Raw genomic sequence first — 16,995 nt, forward strand, 5'->3', positions numbered from 1 at the left:
GAGGCGCATAGATATGAAAAGAGTAAACGTTGCGATAGTTGGAGCCACTGGTATGGTTGGAAGAACTTTTTTAAAGGTATTAGAAGAGAGAAATTTCCCAATAGATAATTTATATTTATTTTCTTCAGCTAGATCAGCAGGGTCTAAAGTAGAATTTAAAGGAAAAGAATATACAGTAGAAGAACTAAATGAAAATTCATTTGATAGAGATATACAAATAGCACTTTTCTCAGCAGGAGGAAGTGTAAGTGAAAAGTACGCACCAATAGCTGCCTCAAAAGGTGTAGTTGTTGTAGATAACTCAAGCGCATGGAGAATGGATGAAAATGTACCTTTAGTAGTTCCTGAGGTTAATCCAGAAGCTGTTAAAGAACATAAAGGTATAATAGCAAATCCAAATTGTTCTACTATACAAGCAATGGTGCCATTAAAACCTCTTAATGACAAGTACAATATAAAAAGAATAGTATATTCAACATATCAAGCAGTATCAGGTTCTGGAGTAAAAGGAACTAAAGATTTAGAAGATGGAATAAAAGGATTAGAAAATAAATTCTATCCACATCCTATAGCATATAACTGCTTACCACACATAGATGTATTTATGGATAATGGATACACAAAAGAAGAAATGAAAATGATAAATGAAACTATGAAAATTTTAAATGACTATGATTTAAAAATCACAGCAACTACAGTAAGAGTACCTGTAGTAAATGGACATAGTGAATCTATAAATGTAGAGTTTGAAAAAGATTTTGATATAGAAGAATTAAAAGCTTTACTAGCAAACTCACAAGGATTAGAATTAGTAGATGATATAGAAAATAATGTATATCCTACAGCTTTTGAACTTAGTGGAAGAGATGAAGTATTTGTAGGTAGAGTAAGAAGAGACTTTAGCGTAGACAGTGGTATAAATATGTGGGTAGTAGCTGACAATATAAGAAAAGGTGCTGCTACAAATGCTGTACAAATTGCTGAACTTCTTTTAAAATATGATTTAGTATAAAAATTAGGAGGTATTGAGTATGTTATTTAAGGGTTCTGGAGTTGCTTTAGTTACTCCTTTTAACGAAGATGGTGTAGATTTTGAAAAACTTGGAGAATTAATAGAATATCATATAGAAAATAACACAGATGCATTAATAGTTTGTGGAACTACTGGAGAATCTACAACAATGTCTGATGAAGAACAGTTTGCTGTAATAGATTTTACTGTAAAAAAAGTTAATAAAAGAATACCAGTTATAGCAGGTACAGGTTCTAATGATACTATGCATTCAGTTTACTTATGCCAAGAAGCTGAAAAATTAGGAGCAGATGGACTTTTAGTAATAACTCCTTATTACAACAAAACAAATCAAAGAGGTCTTAAACTTCACTTTGAAACTATAGCAGCTAGTACAGAACTACCAATTATATTATACAATGTTCCAGGAAGAACAGGAGTTAATATAAAACCTAGTGTAATAGCAGAACTTGCAAAAATAGAAAATATAGTAGCTGTTAAAGAAGCTAGTGGAGATATAGCACAAGTAGCAGAAATAGCTAGATTAGTGCCAGAAGGTTTTGCAATATACTCAGGAAATGATGATTCTATATTACCACTTTTATCACTTGGTGGAGTTGGAGTTATATCTGTAGTTGCAAATATTTGCCCAAAAGAAACTCATGATTTAGTAGAAAAATTCTTAAATGGTGACGTTAAAGGTTCAAGAGAACTACAACTGGGTATGAAAGCATTAATAGATAAATTATTTATAGAAGTTAATCCTATACCAGTAAAAACTGCTATGAATATATTAGGATTTGAAGTTGGAGATTTAAGATTACCACTTGCTCCTATGGAAGAAAATAATTTAAAAGCTTTAAGAGACGAACTTGTAAACTACGGTTTTGAGTTTTAGGAGGATTAAAATGATAAAGGTTATAGTAAATGGTTCACTTGGTAAGATGGGAAAAGTTCTTACTAGATGTGTAAATGAAGATAAAGATACAGAGTTAGTTTGTGGGTGTTCTATGCCAACAGGAGAAACTGCTGACTATAAATTATATAATAAAATGAGTGAGATAAAAGAAGAAGCTGATGTTATAATAGACTTTTCACATTTCTCTGCACTTGATGATGTGTTAAGCTATGCACTTAAAACAAAAACACCTTTAGTAATAGCTACAACAGGATTTACTAAAGAGCAATTAGAACAAATAAAAGAAGCTTCAAAAATAATACCAATATTCCATTCTTCTAATATGTCTTTAGGAGTTAATGTAATGCTAAAACTTGTAAAAGAAGCGGCAAAGGCATTAAAGGGATTTGATATAGAAATAATAGAAAAACACCACAATAAAAAAGTTGATGCACCAAGTGGAACAGCTATAATGGTTGCCAATGCAGTTAAAGAAGTTTTACCAGAAGTTAATTATAACTACGGAAGACACGGAAGAGATGCCAAGAGAATGGAAAATGAAGTTGGTATACATGCTGTAAGAGGTGGAACAATAGTTGGAGAACACGAAGCTATATTTGCAGGATTAGATGAAGAAGTTATGATAAGTCATAGAGCTCAATCTAAAGATATATTTGCAAATGGAGCTATAACAGCAGCTAAGTATTTAGTTAATAAAGAAGCTGGATACTACAATATGGACGATATGCTAAGCTAATTAGGAGGTAACGAATGATAAATTTAAATGACGCATACGAAATAGCAAGATATATAAAGACAGTTGAGAAGAAGACTCCAGTAAAAGTTTATGTGAACGGAGATTTAAAAGCTGAGTCAACTGAAGATTACAAAGTATTTGGAAACAACGGTTCATTCACTATAATAGGAGACTATGAGGCAATAAAGCCAGTTTTAGATGCTCAAAAGGATAAGTTAGTTGATATACACATGGAATATGACAGAAGAAACTCTGCAATACCAATGTATAACTACTTACATGAGCATGCAAGAATAGAGCCAGGTGCTTATATAAGAGACATGGTTACTATAGGTAAAAATGCTGTAGTAATGATGGGGGCAGTTATAAACATAGGAGCAGTAGTTGGAGAAGGTTCTATGGTAGATATGAACGCTGTAATAGGAGCTAGAGGAACACTTGGTAAAAATGTTCACCTTGGAGCTGGGGCAGTAGTTGCAGGTGTGTTAGAGCCACCTTCAGCAGATCCAGTTATAGTAGAAGATAATGCAATGATAGGTGCTAATGCAGTAATACTTGAAGGTGTTAGAATAGGAGAAGGTGCAGTTGTAGCTGCTGGTTCTGTAGTTACTGAAAATGTTCCTGCTGGAGCAGTTGTTGCTGGTTCTCCTGCAAAAATAATAAAAATGAAAGATGAAAAAACTGCTGATAAAACAAAATTAATGGATGATTTAAGAAATCTAGACTAATAAAAAATAAGGTCATAAAAATATGACCTTATTTTTTTGTATTAATTTAAAGTTATTAAATTTAAAAACATCAAGTATTTTAGTTAATTGACGTATAATTAATAGAACTATATGGTAGAGGTGATAAAATGATTGATAATATAGAATTATTTAAAATAGCATCTTTGATGTCTAATAATAGTTTTAGAAGTTGCAATTGTAGTAGTCATAATAACGGATTTGATATGTTGTTAATAAATTTACTAGAAGCGATAGCAAGTAAAAATCAAGTATATAATATTCAAAATGTAAATATGACTGAGAATGTAAGTAAATGTGAGCACAGTTTAAATTCAAGTAAAGAGTTAGATACGGTAAACTCTATACATAATAGACATAAATTAAAGGTATGTTCTAAAAATGAAGATATAAACACTAAAATAGAAAATGCTATATCTATAGCATCGAAAAAATATGGTGTTGATGAAAAATTGATAAAATCAATAATAAAAGTTGAATCAGACTTTAATCCAAAAACTGAATCTCCAGCAGGAGCTAAAGGATTGATGCAACTTATGCCGGAAAATTGTAGAGATTTAGGAGTTACAAACCCATTTGATATTGAACAAAATATAGATGGTGGTACAAGGCACATAAAAGAATATTTAGATAGATATCATGGTGATGTTGAGATGGCTTTAATGGCATATAATGGAGGACCTACTAGAATGATGAGAAGGGGAGTTAAGTCTTTAGAGGATATATATTTAATGCCAAAAGAAACTCAAAAATATGTTCCTAAGGTAATGAAATATTACAAAGGCTAAAATTTTATTTAACCTATATATAGTAGTATGTATGTTCCTTATTTATGGAGAAAAATATGAAAAAAAGACAACTAAAAAAAATTAAGAAAAATATATTTTTGCGTATACCAAGAAAAGATAATCTTACAGGCTTATACAATAAAAAGTATTTTTGTAATTATATAAAATGGAAGTCAAATGGAACTATAATAAGAATTAAAATTGATGGAATAAACTTTATAAATATTAATTATGGAGTTGAAAAAGGTAATAAGATAATAAAATTTATAGCTAAAAATTTAAACTATAAATGTAAAGATATGATTTTAGCTAGACTATCAAATTTTGCATTTGCTATATATACACCAAATGTAAATGAAGCATATATTAAAAAATTTATGAATAATATAATGGCTACATTGTTAGATAAAGTTGAAAATAAGTATAAGATATATATTCAATTTAATATTGCAGCTGTTATATATAAAGACAAAGATTTAAATATAGAAGATGCTACTTCTAAATTGGAAGTGTGCATGTCTAGTTTGTCAAAAAAAAGAAGTGGATTTGAGATTTATAATGAAAGATATGATGATTATATAAGTATAAAATCTATAGAAGAAGCTATAAAAAAAGAAGAAATAAAATTATATTATCAACCAAAAGTTGATTTGCAAAGTGGAGAGATAGTTGGAGTAGAGGCGTTGATAAGGTGGTTTAGCTTTGAACATGGATATATAAATCCAGAAAAAATAATAGCTTTTTCAGAGGAATATGGATATATAAACATACTTGGAAAATGGATATTAGAAAAAGCCTGTGAAGATATAAAATATTTAAATGATATAGTGAATGCAGAAATAGATTTATCGGTTAATATATCCCCAAATCAACTAGAGAATGAATTTTTTATTAAAGATTTGATAAATAGTATAAATAAAATTAATTTTAATTTTAATTTATTAAAACTAGAATTAACTGAGAGTGAAAATATAGAAGATATTATAAAAATAAACGATATAATAAACGAAATAAAAAGTACAGGAATAAAAATATCTATAGATGATTTTGGTAAAGGGTTTAATTCTATAAATTATATAAAAAATTATAATGTAGATGAAATAAAAATAGATAAATCATTAGTAGAATATATGAATGTAAATCCTATGTTTATCAAGAGTTTAATAAAAATGATTCATACAACTAAAGCGAAAGTTGTAGCAGAGGGAGTAGAAACTGAATCAGAGTATTTAATGTTAAAAACTATAAATTGTGATTTAGTACAAGGGTATTATTGTTATAAACCTATGAATTTAGACGAATTAATAGATACAGTAGGAAAGTGCAAATACAAAAGTATGACAAATTAGCTATAAGTTAATTTTATTAGAGGTTAATTATGAAGATAAATGATTTTAAAATAGTTCAAGAAAGTGCTAGCATAGATACAAGAAAAATTAAACAGGGAATAAGTTTTAGTGAAAGTTTTAATCAAGTTAATAAATTAAAAACAAAAGAAGAAGTAGATAAATATTTAAATCAAATAAAAGATATAGGTAAAAAGTTAATACATACAAAAGGATATACAGATGTTATTAGTTATAAACAAGCTATACAAAAATATTTAAAATCTGTAGTTGAGTATGCTTATGAAATAGATAAAAAAGATAGTTTTTGGAATCAAAACTACTTTAGAACAGTAAATGTAGTAAATGAAAAACTAGAAAGTATAACTAGAGATTTCTTTAATAATGAAAAAGAAAATATAGATATGGCATCACAAATTGATGAAATTAATGGACTTTTAATTGATTTATATTTATAAGATATAAGGAGATAAATTTATGCAAAATGAAAAACAAACAAAAGAAGTTTATGAACCTAAATTTGAACAATTAGAATTAGGTGAATTAGAACCTATAAATGCTATAGAATCTATATCAGAAGCAAAGATGGAACTAGAAGTTTTAGTAGGATCTACTCGTGAAAAAATAGAAAAAATAGTTAATTTTAAGGTTGGGGATGTAATACAACTTGAAAAAAGTTTAGAAGATCCTTTAGATATAAATGTAAATGGAGTTAATATAGCAAGTGGAGAAAGTATGATAATTCATGATAGGATAGCAGTAAGGTTATCAAAAATAAAATCAATGCAAGAAGAATATTAAAATTCTTGAGGAGGTATATTTTGAAAGTTAGCAATGATGTAAAAATAGCGTTCAATAATATATATAAAATGGATAAAATAAAAAATTATAATAATTATAAAAACAAAAATAAAACAGATACATTAGAACTATCTGAATTAGGTAAATACTTAAGTAAAGTTAATTCAAAAGAAGAATCAATGGATATGGAAAAAATTAATAGATTAAAAAAACAAATTGAAAGTGGAACTTACAAAGTAAATTCTAGAGATTTAGCAAAGAAGATAATTGAAAAACTTTAGGAGGAAAAAGATTTGAACCCTGAATTAAAAGTTATAATATATGAACAAAGAAAGTTATTTAAAAAATTATTAAATTTATTAGATGAACAGCATGAGTTCATAATTAATAAAGAAGTAACAAAGATGGATAAAATAGCTAAAGATTTAGAGAATATATCAAGAGATATAGCTAAGTTAGAAATACAAAGAAGAAATATAATTACAGAAGAAATTAGTATGAGTTCTTTAATTGAAAATTGTGATGATGAGAAAATTAAAGAAGCATATGAAGAAATAAAATCAAATATAAAAATGATTGAATTGCAAAAAGAAGCAAATCAAACTATTTTAAAACAAAGATTATTTTTTACAAAAAAAATGATGAATGTTATAAAACCAAATCAAGGAATAGGTACTTACAATGCTTATGGGCAAGTAGGCAAATAGGAGAAATGGAGAGAAACTATGACAGGATTATTAGGTAGCTTACAATCAGCAAGAACAGGAATGAGTGTAAGTCAAGCATCAATACAAACAACTTCTCATAATATCAATAATATGAATACTCCTGGGTATTCAAGACAAAAAGTAGAACAAAGTGCAAGGAGTGCATATAGTTATCCAGGATATAACAGTACTTTAGGTGCAGGTCAACTGGGTACAGGAGTTGAAGCTACAGACATTACTAGAATTAGAAATACTTTTTATGATTTTCAATTTAGAAGTGAAAGTCACAATTATGGAGAAATACAGATTAAATATGATCACTATACTAATATGGAAACAATATTTAATGAACCTTCAGAAAATGGAATATCAGCATCTATAAATAATTTCTTTATAGGTTGGCAAGAGCTTTCTAAAAATGAAAAAGATAAAGGAGCAAAAGATATAGTTATACAAAATAGTGACTATCTATCAAAAAAAATAAATCAAGCTTATAATAAATTAGATAAATTAAGCGAAGGTGCTCAAATAAAATTAAATGAAAATATAAAAGAAATAAATGGTAAATTAGATCAATTAAAAGAATTAGAAAGACATATAAAACTAGTCCAAGGAAGTGGGAAATCTCCTAATGATTTATTAGATGAAAGAGATAAAATTTTAGATGATCTAAGTTTTAAAATGAATATTCAAGATGAAGATGTTCAAAAGTTATTAAAAGAAAAGTTAGAAAATGGAAAAGATATAACAGAAGCAGATCTTAAAGGAATAAAAGGTGTATCGGGTGAAATAAAAGGTTCACTGGATATGATAGATAAGATAAATGGCTTTAAAGATGATGTGAAAAAATTAGCTGAAGGTATAAAAGATAATGTAAATAAGATTTTAGGAATTGATTTTTTTGAAGTTGCAGATAAGCCAATATTAAAAGTAAAAGATGATATATTAAGCAAAAAAACAGATATAAATGTGTCATCAGAAATAGCACAAAAGATATATAAATTAAAAGGTGAAAAAGTATCTATAGGTGGAGAAAATATCACTATAAACAATTTTTATAATGATATAATTCAAAGGTTAGGAAATGAAACTCAAGAAGTTATAAGAAATGAAAAAAATCAAAGTAAAATTTTAAAAGATGTTGATAATTCAAGACTTAACGTATCTGGAGTAACTTTAGATGAAGAAATGATAAACTTAGTTCAATTCCAACATGCATATAATGCAAGTGCTAAAGTGATTTCAACTATAGACTCATTATTAAATGTTGTAGTAAATGGATTAATAAGATAACTTAGGAGGCAGGTATGAGAATAACAGATTCTTCAATGATTAGAAATCATATGTATGATACGCAACAAAGCTTACAAAGAAGGGATGCTATAAATAGACAACTTGATTCAGGAAAACAAATTAACAGAGTGTCAGATGATCCGCACAAGGCCATTAAAATAATGAATTTAAACAATGAAATTAAATATACAGAAAAGTATAATCAAAATATAGATGAAATAGCAGGTTGGATGAATAATACGGATGCAACTCTAGCAGAAGTTGGGAATACTCTAGGAGAAATAAAAATCAATTTATTAAAAGTAGGTAATGGAACTTACTCAGATGAAGAAATGAAAGCTATACACGCAGAACTAAATGAAAAAATTAAAGAACTAGCAGAATCATTAAATACTTCACATGGTGGAAGACATATGTTTTGTGGAACTGAAGTTGATGAAGTTCCAGTATCATTTGAAGAAAAAGATGGAGTTGTTACATTAAAATTAAATCCAGCTGTAAATAATAAAGATTTAAAAGCTGAAATTTCAGATGGAATAACTATGGATTATAATGTTTCAGCTAAAGAAATTTTTGAAAATGATGGGAAAAATTATTTAGATCAAATAAATAATTTATCAAAACTTATGAATGATATATCAAATGGTAAAGACGTAGAAAAAAATAAAAAAGAATTACTAGGAACTGTAAAAGATGATATAGATAAACTTTTTAATCATACTGTAGATACAAGAACTACCTTTGGAGTTAGAGTAAATACTGCAGAAAAAATAAAAGATTTTAATGATGATAATATATTAAATATGAAAGGTGTATTATCTTTAGACCAAGATGTAGACCATGTAAATAAATTTATAGAATTAAAATCAGCAGAAATGCTTTATAATATATCAATTCAAGTTGGGTCAAAATTAATACAACCTAGTGTAATGGATTATTTAAGATAGTCAGGAGGAGTAATTATGAATATAACATTTGAAAAAGGACTTCCTGGATTTGAAAATTACAAAACTTTTATACTGAGTGACATTGAAGGTGATTCTAAATTTAAATTAATTAACTCTACAGAAGAAGAAAATATAGGATTTATAGCTATATCTCCTTTTGATGTAAAAAAGGATTATGAAATAAATTTAGATGATGAAACTATAAAGTCATTACAAATAGAAACACCTAAAGATGTATTGTTATTAAATATAATAACTCTAGGAAATACCTTAGAAAAAAGTACAGTAAATTTAAAAGCTCCTATAATAATAAATATAAAAAATAATAAAGGGAAACAATTAATATTACAAGATGATAAATATCAAATAAAAGAACCTTTGATAAATAGGAAGTGATAAAAATGTTAGTAATTACTAGAAAAAAAGATGAATCTTTACTAATTGGAGACGATATAGAAATAAAAGTTGTAAAGATAGATGATGGTAGTGTCAAACTAGCTATTGATGCACCTAAAGATAAGGTTATACTCAGAAAAGAAATATATGAAAATGTAAAAGATGAAAATTCTAAAGCTATAGCTAAAATTAATGATATTTTTAAGTTATTTAAGTAGGTGAGGAGAAATTTATGTATAAGGCAAATCCATATAATACATATAAACAAAATTCTGTAAACACAGCATCTAAAGAACAATTATTACTTATGTTGCTAGATGGTGCAGTTAAATATACAAAGATAGCTAGATTAGCTATAATAGATAAAAATATGGAAAGAGCACATAAAGAGTTAGTTAGAGTTCAAGATATATTTTTAGAACTTATGATAACTCTAGACAAAGATTCTAGTAAATACATGCAAAATTTATATAATGTTTATGAATTTATAAAAAATGAATTATCTAGAGCTAATATAAAAAAAGATGTAAATATAATAGATAATGTATTACCTTTAATAGAAGAAATAAGAGATATGTGGTATGAAGTTGATAGAAAAATAAAGACTGGTAAATAGGAGGCATAATTATGACAAGAGTAAATAGTGTAAGGTTACCAGGACTTGCGACGGGTATGGAAACTGATAGTGTAGTAAAACAAATGCTTTCAGGAGAACAAAAAAAAGTTGATAGAGCAAAGCAAAAAGAACAAACTATAAAATGGCAACAAGAAATATATAGAGATGTGATGAAAGATGTAAAAAGTTTTCAAGATAAATATTTTTCAGTAACATCAAAAGACTCTATAACAAGTTCAAAAGCTTGGAATTCAGTTAAAATATCAAGTTCTAATGAAAAAGTAATGACTGCAACTGGAAGTGCGGGTGCTAATGATATAGACTACAGTTTTACTGTAGAGCACTTAGCTAAACCTGCAAGTACATCTTCAGATACAACTAAAGATGGAACTAAAATAATTAAAGGTGCAAAACTAGATACTTTAGGGTTAAAAGGAGAACGTAAGTTTTCTATAAAATATGGAGATGGAGATAAAGAGATATCAAAAGAAATAACTATAAAATCTGATGATACTTTAGATTCTTTAATATCAAAAATAAATGAAAGTACTGATGGTAAAGTAAAAGCAAGTTTTAGTGAAATGACAGGGAAGTTCACTATTAAAACTAATAAAACAGGTAAAAGTGCTAAGTTAAATATTGTTGACGCTAACGGTAATTCATCTGATGCATTAAGCTTTTTAGGATTAAGTAAAGAATCTAAAGGAGAAAATGCTGAAATAAAAGTTAATACAAAAGATGGATCACCTGAAATAAAAATAAATCAAGAGTCAAATTTATTTACTATAGATGGAATAAATTATAGTGTTCATTCTATAGGAACTACAGAAATAAATTCAACTCAAGATGTAGAACCTGTAGTTGAAAATATGAAAAAGTTTGTTGAAGATTACAACAAAATAATGGATAAGGTATATGGACTTGTAACTGAAAAGAAAAATAAAGACTACCAGCCTTTAACCAATGCTCAAAAGGAAGATATGAGTGAAAAAGAAATTGAAAAGTGGGAAAAGAAAGCTAAAGTAGGATTATTAAGAAATGATTCTGAAATGAGAAGTTTTATGAATAGTATGCAAAATGCTATATTTGGTAAAAATGCTCAATTTTTAAATGAATGTGGTTTAACTTCAAATGAAGATTATAATAAAAGAGGTCAATTATCTATAAATGAAGATAAATTAAGAAAATCTCTTCAAAATGAAGGCGATCGAGTTTTCAAAGCTTTTGTAGGTGAAAAAGATAGTATGTTAGAGAATATGAAAAATACTATGCATAAATATGTTGGTGGCTCATCTTCTATATTTGCAAGAAAAGCAGGACTTGAAAAAACTTCATCTGTTGTAAAAAACTATTACTCAGAACAATTAAAAAGACAAGAAGACATGATAAAAAAACTTCAAAGAAAAATGGATGATAAAGAAACGAAGCTGTATAAACAATTTGGACAATTAGAAGCTAGTATGAATAAATTGAATTCTCAAATGAACTACTTTGCTCAAGTGTAGTTTTGTGGAGGTAGTTTTATGGAGGAAGTAACTAAAAGGTATAAGCAAATATCACTAGATATTATAGAAAAGTTGGAAAATAATAATGCTTATGATATTGAAAAACTTTTAGATAAAAGACAACAAATTTTAGATAATGTAAGTGATATAAAGTTATTTAAAAAAAGGCTTGTTGAAGATGGGATAATTAAAATAGATGAAAAAATATATAAATTGATAGAAGAACATATTATTAAAGTTAAGATGGAAATAATGGAACACAAGAAGTCTAAACAAGCAAATAACTCATATATTAATTATAATAAAAAAAATTTAAATATTTTTAATAAAAAAGTATAAAGTTTTTTAAAAGTGTTCCGATATATATTATTGTAAGCAATACTTGGCCAAGTAATTGTATAAAAAAATAAGACAAGGATGTCGTAAAAACTAAGGAGAGTATAAAAATGAGAATAAACACTAACTTAAATGCTATGGTTGCTACTAATCAAATGGCAAAAAACACTGCTTTATCAGGAAAATCTATGGAGAAGTTATCTACAGGATTAAGAATAACTAAAGCTGGAGATGACGCTGCAGGACTTGCTGTTTCTGAAAAAATGAGAGCTCAAATAAGAGGTATGGAGCAAGCAGATAGAAACGTACAAGATGGTATATCTATGGTACAAACTGCTGAAGGTGCTTTACAAGAAGCTGGAAATATAGCTCAAAGAATGAGAGAACTTGGAGTTCAAGCTGGAAATGATACTTTCTCTACTACAGACAGAGCTAAGATAAAAACTGAATTAGATCAATTACAAGAAGAAATGACTAAGATAGGTGAAGAAGCTAAATTCAATGGAAAGAACTTATTAAGTGGAACTAAGTCATTTACAATACAAGCAGGAGCTAATAAAGAAGTAAGAACTATAACTACAATAGATTTAGTTGCTCAAGCTAAGACTTTATCTAAGGTTACTGATGTATCAACTTCAAAAGCTGCTCAAACATTCCTTGATGCAGTAGATAAAGTTTTAGAAAGCATAAACACAGGAAGAGCTAACTTAGGAGCAACTCAAAATAGATTAGAGTGTACTTCTTCTAACTTAACAACTTCTACTGAAAACTTATCAGCTGCAGAGTCTAGAATAAGAGATATAGATGTTGCTAAGGAAATGGTTAAGTTATCTAAGTTAAATATATTAACTCAAGCATCTCAAGCTATGGTTGCACAAGCTAAGCAACAACCTGAGAGTGTAACTCAATTATTAAGATAATTAACTAACTAATTAATTAAATTTTAAACTAAGGGGTAAAGCATATGCTTTACTCTTTATTTTTAAATTTAATTATTTGAAAGGGATATTAAATATGTTATTAAGTATTGTGATGATGGTAAAAAATGAGGAAAGATATTTGGATAAAACCTTAAAAGCATTGAAGCCTTTAATGGAAGAGATAAATAGTGAACTTATAATTTTAGATACAGGGTCTGATGATGCCACTGTTGAAATAGCAAAAAAATACACTGATAAGGTATTTTTTGCCAGTTGGAATAATGACTTTGCACATATGAGAAATATATCGATTAGTCATGCAAGTGGAGATTGGATACTTATATTAGATGCGGATGAACAGTTAACTAACTATGATAAGCTTAAAGAATTTTTTAATTCAGATTTATGTAATAAATATAATAGTGCATGTATAACATTAAAGAATATTCTTTCACAAGATGGAGAAAGTTATAGTATCTCTCCTATGTTAAGGTTATTTAAAAATTATGAAGGATTTGGATATAAAGGAGCTATACATGAGCAACCAATATTTAAAAATCCTATATATACTGATATAGCTATGTTTGATCATTATGGATATTTATTTGAAGATGAAGAAATTAAACAATTAAAAGATGTTAGAAATAAAAAAATTTTAATAGAAGAAGTAAAAAAATCTCCTAATGATCCATATATGAATTATCAATTAGGAAAAAGTTATATAATAGCAAATGAGTATGAAGATGCTCTTTATTATATGGAAAAAGCTTATGATATATATACTAAAATTAACTATATACCTATATTTGTAACTTTAGATTTAGCTAGCTTATATATAGATTTAACTGAATTTGAGAAGTGCGAAAAGTTATGTACTAAGTATATAAAAAAAGACAATAAAAATATAGATATATATTATTATTTAGCAACTAGCCAAAAGCAATTAAACAAATACAAAAAGAGTATAGAAAACTATAAAAGGTATTTATATCTTTTAGAAAACTATGATATAACTACACAAGCAAGTCATATTGAATGTAACTTTGATACATTAATTCATAAAGAAAACTGTAAATCTAATATAATTGATAACTACTACAAATTAGAAATGTATGAAGAGGTTGTAAAAGATATAGACGACATTTCAATAAAAGTATTAGAAGATGCATATTTAGTTATATTCATGAGTTTCTACAAGCTTAATCAAGAAGAAAAAATAATTGAATTATATGAAAAAATTTCAGGATCTATAGCTCAAGAAAATAAATTTAAAATAGCTATAGAAGCTATTTTAAATAGAGTGAAAGAAAATGATAAACCAAAAATTTATAAATTACTTTCAACTATAGGTGGAAATTATGGAATTTTAAATAAAATAAGATTAGGAGAAGTCTTAAATGAAGAAATTTACAATGAAATTTTAAATAGTGAAAAAGAAGTGTATTTTGCAGAACTTTTATATTATGCTTTAGAAAATAATTTCAATATAGAAAATGTTTTAAAAGGGGTTAGTTATCTAGAGATGCAAACTTTCGCTGATTATATTGTAAAAACTAAAAGAAATTGCATAATTAAATTATACCATTATTTGGATGGGGTTTCAAATACTCTTGATTATAGAAAGGTTCAAGTATATAGTTGCTTATCTAAATCGTTGTTAATGTATGGCAACTTAGTTAAAGATAAATATGAAAATTTATTTTTAATGTATATAAGTTATACATATGAATGCATAAAGCAGGTTTATAATAATGAGTTAAAAGATGAAGAGTTAATAACTTTATTGAGAAATAAAGAAGATGAATTTGTAGTTAATATGAATCTAATTGATAAATACAAAGATACAGATGAATTAGCTTATATAAGAAATTTAAAAGATTTATTAATTGATAATCCTCATCATAAAAAATGTATTAAACTTCTAATATCTAAGTTTGAAGAAAATTTAAATGAAGGTGCAGAATTAAAAGAACTTAAAGTGAAATATAAATCATTAATAGAAAGTAGTATAAATAACGGTAATCTAAATGAAGCAATTAAAATGATTGAAGAGTATGAAATTATATTTAGTGAAGAAGCTGAAATATTAAATATGAAAGCTGTAATAGCTTTAATGACAGGAAAGTTAAATGAAGCTGAAATTTTATTAAAAAAATCCTGGCTACATAAAAAGAATAATTTTAATACTGTTTTTAACATTGCTTATTTAAAAGAATTGCTAGGGGATAAAGAAGAAGCTAAGAGATTTTATAAAAAAATAATTGAAAATTGTGATGATAAAGATATAGTTGAAGAAGCTAAAAAAAGCATAGATCAATTATAGAAAGATCACAAGGGAGGAATAGCGTGAGCGAATATAAATTTGTATTTGACCTAGATTCAACTTTAACAAAGGTAGAAATATTACCAGAAATAGCAAAATATATTGGTGAACATGAAAGCATTAGCAAAATAACTGAAGAAACTATGCTTGGAGAACTATCTTTTGAAAAAAGTTTCTCTATGAGAGTTGACCTTTTAAAAAAAGTATCTATAGAAAAAGTACGTGAGATAATTAGAAATATTGAATTAAATGATGAACTTGTTAAATTTATTTTAGAAAATATTGATAGATGTATGATTATAACTGGAAACTTAGATACATGGATTTGTAAGTTTATGGATGAAATGGGATTTAAAGGAAGGTATTTTTCATCTAAAGCTTGTGTAGAAAATGGAGAAATAAAAGGGATAAGTCATATAATAAAAAAAGAAGATGTTATAAAGACATTAGAAGGTCCAATTGTTGCCATTGGGGATGGAAGTAATGATGCAAAAATGATAGAAGTGGCTGATATCGGAATTGGATTTGGTGGTGTAAGAGATATTGCTCCAAGTGTATTGAAGGTATGTGATTATGCATTTTATGAGGAGGGAAGATTGTGTCAGTTTCTAAGACAATTGTTATAAGCTGTGCGGGTATGGGAACTAGATTGGGACTAAATACTAATAAATCATTAATTGATATTGACGGTAAACCATTGATAATAAGACAGTTAGAGTGTATGGACAAGTTTGATGATATAAGAATTGTTGTAGGATATCAAGCTAAGGAATTAATAGATGTAGTTTGTTCTTATCGAAAGGATATTACATTCGTATTTAATCATAAGTATATGGAAACTAAAACTGCTGCAAGTCTTTCACTTGGCAAAAAACATGCAAGAGATATGATAATTTCTCTTGATGGCGATGTTTTATTTAACCCAGAAGACTTTGAAAGATTTGTATTAAATGATGATGAAGAAGCAATAGGAGTTTGTTATCCATACACGAGGGAACCTGTTTATGCAAGAACAGATTTTATTGATGGAAAAGAATTTGTAACAAGTTTTTCAAGAGAAAGTGGAGAGTATGAATGGACAGGTCTACTTAAAGTATCATCTGAAAAACTTAAGTGTGGAAGTGATCATGTATATAAACTTATCACGCCAAACTTACCACTAAAAGCAGTTCCAGTCAATTTAAAAGAAATTGACAATATGCAAGAATATCAAGAAGCTTTAGAATGGTTTAAAAATGGTTATAAATAAATAGCAGATTAAAAAGAGCAGGTAAAATTAATGAAAAATAAAAAAATTCCTAATTTAGTAAGAAATAATAAATCTAAGTATAATTATTACATATGGACTATTTGTTAAAAATAATAAAAGAAAATGTACCTTTGATACTGTATTGTTAGCTGTAGCATCTATGTATACAAAGGATAAAAAACTAAAAAATAATTTTAATAATATATTGAAAATACTAGATAAAAAATCAATTATATATGTATGCTAGTTTATAGCTACTCAAAGTCAGCTTATACTAGAAAAACTTTATTCTAAAGAATTAAAGGCTGAATATAAAACAATATATACAACTATAGATGAATTTATAGATAATAGA

General features: G+C 26.9%; 21 protein-coding genes. All 21 read left to right on the forward strand.

Annotated elements, in window-relative coordinates:
• The first annotated feature begins 13 nt into the window (after positions 1 to 13).
• The 21 genes from ABFX13_RS04570 to ABFX13_RS04670 all read left to right on the forward strand — a co-directional run bounded on the left by ABFX13_RS04570 (position 14) and on the right by ABFX13_RS04670 (position 16,640).
• The gene (locus tag ABFX13_RS04570) at positions 14 to 1,012 is read left to right on the forward strand and encodes an aspartate-semialdehyde dehydrogenase (RefSeq protein WP_346043060.1); all 999 of its coding nucleotides are present in this window, start codon (positions 14 to 16) and stop codon (positions 1,010 to 1,012) included.
• Positions 1,013 to 1,031: 19 nt separating this feature from the next.
• The gene (gene dapA / locus ABFX13_RS04575) at positions 1,032 to 1,910 is read left to right on the forward strand and encodes a 4-hydroxy-tetrahydrodipicolinate synthase (protein WP_021128727.1); all 879 of its coding nucleotides are present in this window, start codon (positions 1,032 to 1,034) and stop codon (positions 1,908 to 1,910) included.
• A 10-nt stretch (positions 1,911 to 1,920) separates the two neighbouring features.
• The gene (dapB, locus tag ABFX13_RS04580; protein ID WP_346043066.1) at positions 1,921 to 2,667 is read left to right on the forward strand and encodes a 4-hydroxy-tetrahydrodipicolinate reductase; all 747 of its coding nucleotides are present in this window, start codon (positions 1,921 to 1,923) and stop codon (positions 2,665 to 2,667) included.
• Between the two features lie 14 nt (positions 2,668 to 2,681).
• Positions 2,682 to 3,395, forward strand: coding sequence for a 2,3,4,5-tetrahydropyridine-2,6-dicarboxylate N-acetyltransferase (gene dapD, locus ABFX13_RS04585; RefSeq protein ID WP_346043068.1), 714 nt, complete (start codon positions 2,682 to 2,684; stop codon positions 3,393 to 3,395).
• A 128-nt stretch (positions 3,396 to 3,523) separates the two neighbouring features.
• Complete coding sequence (locus ABFX13_RS04590; protein WP_346043072.1) at positions 3,524 to 4,201, forward strand: lytic transglycosylase domain-containing protein; 678 nt, start codon at positions 3,524 to 3,526, stop codon at positions 4,199 to 4,201.
• 56 nt (positions 4,202 to 4,257) lie between these two features.
• Positions 4,258 to 5,550, forward strand: a complete 1,293-nt coding sequence (locus ABFX13_RS04595) for a GGDEF domain-containing phosphodiesterase (RefSeq protein WP_346043075.1) — start codon at positions 4,258 to 4,260, stop codon at positions 5,548 to 5,550.
• 29 nt (positions 5,551 to 5,579) lie between these two features.
• Positions 5,580 to 6,005 (forward strand): YaaR family protein, encoded by a 426-nt coding sequence (locus ABFX13_RS04600; protein ID WP_346043077.1) that lies wholly within the window; start codon positions 5,580 to 5,582, stop codon positions 6,003 to 6,005.
• A 19-nt stretch (positions 6,006 to 6,024) separates the two neighbouring features.
• Positions 6,025 to 6,348: a FliM/FliN family flagellar motor switch protein gene (locus ABFX13_RS04605; protein WP_147545683.1), complete on the forward strand. Its 324-nt coding sequence runs from the start codon at positions 6,025 to 6,027 to the stop codon at positions 6,346 to 6,348.
• A gap of 20 nt (positions 6,349 to 6,368) precedes the next feature.
• Complete coding sequence (flgM, locus tag ABFX13_RS04610) at positions 6,369 to 6,629, forward strand: flagellar biosynthesis anti-sigma factor FlgM (protein ID WP_346043082.1); 261 nt, start codon at positions 6,369 to 6,371, stop codon at positions 6,627 to 6,629.
• Positions 6,630 to 6,641: 12 nt separating this feature from the next.
• Complete coding sequence (locus tag ABFX13_RS04615; RefSeq protein ID WP_346043084.1) at positions 6,642 to 7,055, forward strand: flagellar protein FlgN; 414 nt, start codon at positions 6,642 to 6,644, stop codon at positions 7,053 to 7,055.
• An 18-nt stretch (positions 7,056 to 7,073) separates the two neighbouring features.
• Positions 7,074 to 8,348 carry a flagellar hook-associated protein FlgK gene (gene flgK, locus ABFX13_RS04620; RefSeq protein WP_346043087.1) on the forward strand — a complete coding sequence of 425 codons (1,275 nt, stop codon included), beginning with the start codon at positions 7,074 to 7,076 and terminating at the stop codon, positions 8,346 to 8,348.
• A 14-nt stretch (positions 8,349 to 8,362) separates the two neighbouring features.
• Positions 8,363 to 9,295, forward strand: a complete 933-nt coding sequence (locus ABFX13_RS04625; RefSeq protein ID WP_346043089.1) for a flagellin N-terminal helical domain-containing protein — start codon at positions 8,363 to 8,365, stop codon at positions 9,293 to 9,295.
• Positions 9,296 to 9,310: 15 nt separating this feature from the next.
• Positions 9,311 to 9,691, forward strand: coding sequence for a flagellar assembly protein FliW (gene fliW, locus ABFX13_RS04630; protein ID WP_346043091.1), 381 nt, complete (start codon positions 9,311 to 9,313; stop codon positions 9,689 to 9,691).
• A 5-nt stretch (positions 9,692 to 9,696) separates the two neighbouring features.
• Positions 9,697 to 9,909 carry a carbon storage regulator CsrA gene (gene csrA, locus ABFX13_RS04635; protein ID WP_346043094.1) on the forward strand — a complete coding sequence of 71 codons (213 nt, stop codon included), beginning with the start codon at positions 9,697 to 9,699 and terminating at the stop codon, positions 9,907 to 9,909.
• Between the two features lie 14 nt (positions 9,910 to 9,923).
• A complete protein-coding gene (gene fliS, locus ABFX13_RS04640) occupies positions 9,924 to 10,307 on the forward strand; it encodes a flagellar export chaperone FliS (RefSeq protein WP_346043097.1) in 384 nt (127 codons plus the stop codon).
• Positions 10,308 to 10,318: 11 nt separating this feature from the next.
• Positions 10,319 to 11,812 carry a flagellar filament capping protein FliD gene (gene fliD / locus ABFX13_RS04645; RefSeq protein WP_346043099.1) on the forward strand — a complete coding sequence of 498 codons (1,494 nt, stop codon included), beginning with the start codon at positions 10,319 to 10,321 and terminating at the stop codon, positions 11,810 to 11,812.
• Positions 11,813 to 11,830: 18 nt separating this feature from the next.
• Positions 11,831 to 12,151, forward strand: coding sequence for a flagellar protein FliT (gene fliT / locus ABFX13_RS04650; protein ID WP_346043103.1), 321 nt, complete (start codon positions 11,831 to 11,833; stop codon positions 12,149 to 12,151).
• Positions 12,152 to 12,258: 107 nt separating this feature from the next.
• The gene (locus tag ABFX13_RS04655; RefSeq protein WP_346043105.1) at positions 12,259 to 13,068 is read left to right on the forward strand and encodes a flagellin N-terminal helical domain-containing protein; all 810 of its coding nucleotides are present in this window, start codon (positions 12,259 to 12,261) and stop codon (positions 13,066 to 13,068) included.
• A gap of 94 nt (positions 13,069 to 13,162) precedes the next feature.
• On the forward strand, positions 13,163 to 15,391 hold the full coding sequence (locus ABFX13_RS04660; protein WP_346043108.1) for a glycosyltransferase: 2,229 nt from the start codon (positions 13,163 to 13,165) through the stop codon (positions 15,389 to 15,391).
• 23 nt (positions 15,392 to 15,414) lie between these two features.
• Positions 15,415 to 16,017 carry an HAD-IB family phosphatase gene (locus ABFX13_RS04665; RefSeq protein ID WP_346043110.1) on the forward strand — a complete coding sequence of 201 codons (603 nt, stop codon included), beginning with the start codon at positions 15,415 to 15,417 and terminating at the stop codon, positions 16,015 to 16,017.
• A complete protein-coding gene (locus ABFX13_RS04670; RefSeq protein WP_346043112.1) occupies positions 15,990 to 16,640 on the forward strand; it encodes an NTP transferase domain-containing protein in 651 nt (216 codons plus the stop codon). Before ABFX13_RS04665 ends, ABFX13_RS04670 begins: the two co-directional genes overlap by 28 nt.
• The last annotated feature ends 355 nt before the right edge of the window (positions 16,641 to 16,995 follow it).

This window comes from Paraclostridium tenue, assembly GCF_039521565.1.
GTDB lineage: Bacteria > Bacillota > Clostridia > Peptostreptococcales > Peptostreptococcaceae > Paraclostridium > Paraclostridium tenue.

Excerpts from the sequence above, each read along its gene's own strand:
- ABFX13_RS04600 (WP_346043077.1), top strand. The coding sequence starts at position 5,580 with ATGAAGATAAATGATTTTAAAATAGTTCAAGAAAGTGCTAGCATAGAT.
- fliD (WP_346043099.1), top strand. The coding sequence starts at position 10,319 with ATGACAAGAGTAAATAGTGTAAGGTTACCAGGACTTGCGACGGGTATG.
- dapB (WP_346043066.1), top strand. The coding sequence starts at position 1,921 with ATGATAAAGGTTATAGTAAATGGTTCACTTGGTAAGATGGGAAAAGTT.
- flgK (WP_346043087.1), top strand. The coding sequence starts at position 7,074 with ATGACAGGATTATTAGGTAGCTTACAATCAGCAAGAACAGGAATGAGT.
- ABFX13_RS04625 (WP_346043089.1), top strand. The coding sequence starts at position 8,363 with ATGAGAATAACAGATTCTTCAATGATTAGAAATCATATGTATGATACG.
- ABFX13_RS04590 (WP_346043072.1), top strand. The coding sequence starts at position 3,524 with ATGATTGATAATATAGAATTATTTAAAATAGCATCTTTGATGTCTAAT.
- fliS (WP_346043097.1), top strand. The coding sequence starts at position 9,924 with ATGTATAAGGCAAATCCATATAATACATATAAACAAAATTCTGTAAAC.
- ABFX13_RS04595 (WP_346043075.1), top strand. The coding sequence starts at position 4,258 with ATGAAAAAAAGACAACTAAAAAAAATTAAGAAAAATATATTTTTGCGT.
- fliT (WP_346043103.1), top strand. The coding sequence starts at position 11,831 with ATGGAGGAAGTAACTAAAAGGTATAAGCAAATATCACTAGATATTATA.
- ABFX13_RS04605 (WP_147545683.1), top strand. The coding sequence starts at position 6,025 with ATGCAAAATGAAAAACAAACAAAAGAAGTTTATGAACCTAAATTTGAA.
- fliW (WP_346043091.1), top strand. The coding sequence starts at position 9,311 with ATGAATATAACATTTGAAAAAGGACTTCCTGGATTTGAAAATTACAAA.
- dapD (WP_346043068.1), top strand. The coding sequence starts at position 2,682 with ATGATAAATTTAAATGACGCATACGAAATAGCAAGATATATAAAGACA.
- csrA (WP_346043094.1), top strand. The coding sequence starts at position 9,697 with ATGTTAGTAATTACTAGAAAAAAAGATGAATCTTTACTAATTGGAGAC.
- ABFX13_RS04655 (WP_346043105.1), top strand. The coding sequence starts at position 12,259 with ATGAGAATAAACACTAACTTAAATGCTATGGTTGCTACTAATCAAATG.
- ABFX13_RS04570 (WP_346043060.1), top strand. The coding sequence starts at position 14 with ATGAAAAGAGTAAACGTTGCGATAGTTGGAGCCACTGGTATGGTTGGA.
- ABFX13_RS04660 (WP_346043108.1), top strand. The coding sequence starts at position 13,163 with ATGTTATTAAGTATTGTGATGATGGTAAAAAATGAGGAAAGATATTTG.
- dapA (WP_021128727.1), top strand. The coding sequence starts at position 1,032 with ATGTTATTTAAGGGTTCTGGAGTTGCTTTAGTTACTCCTTTTAACGAA.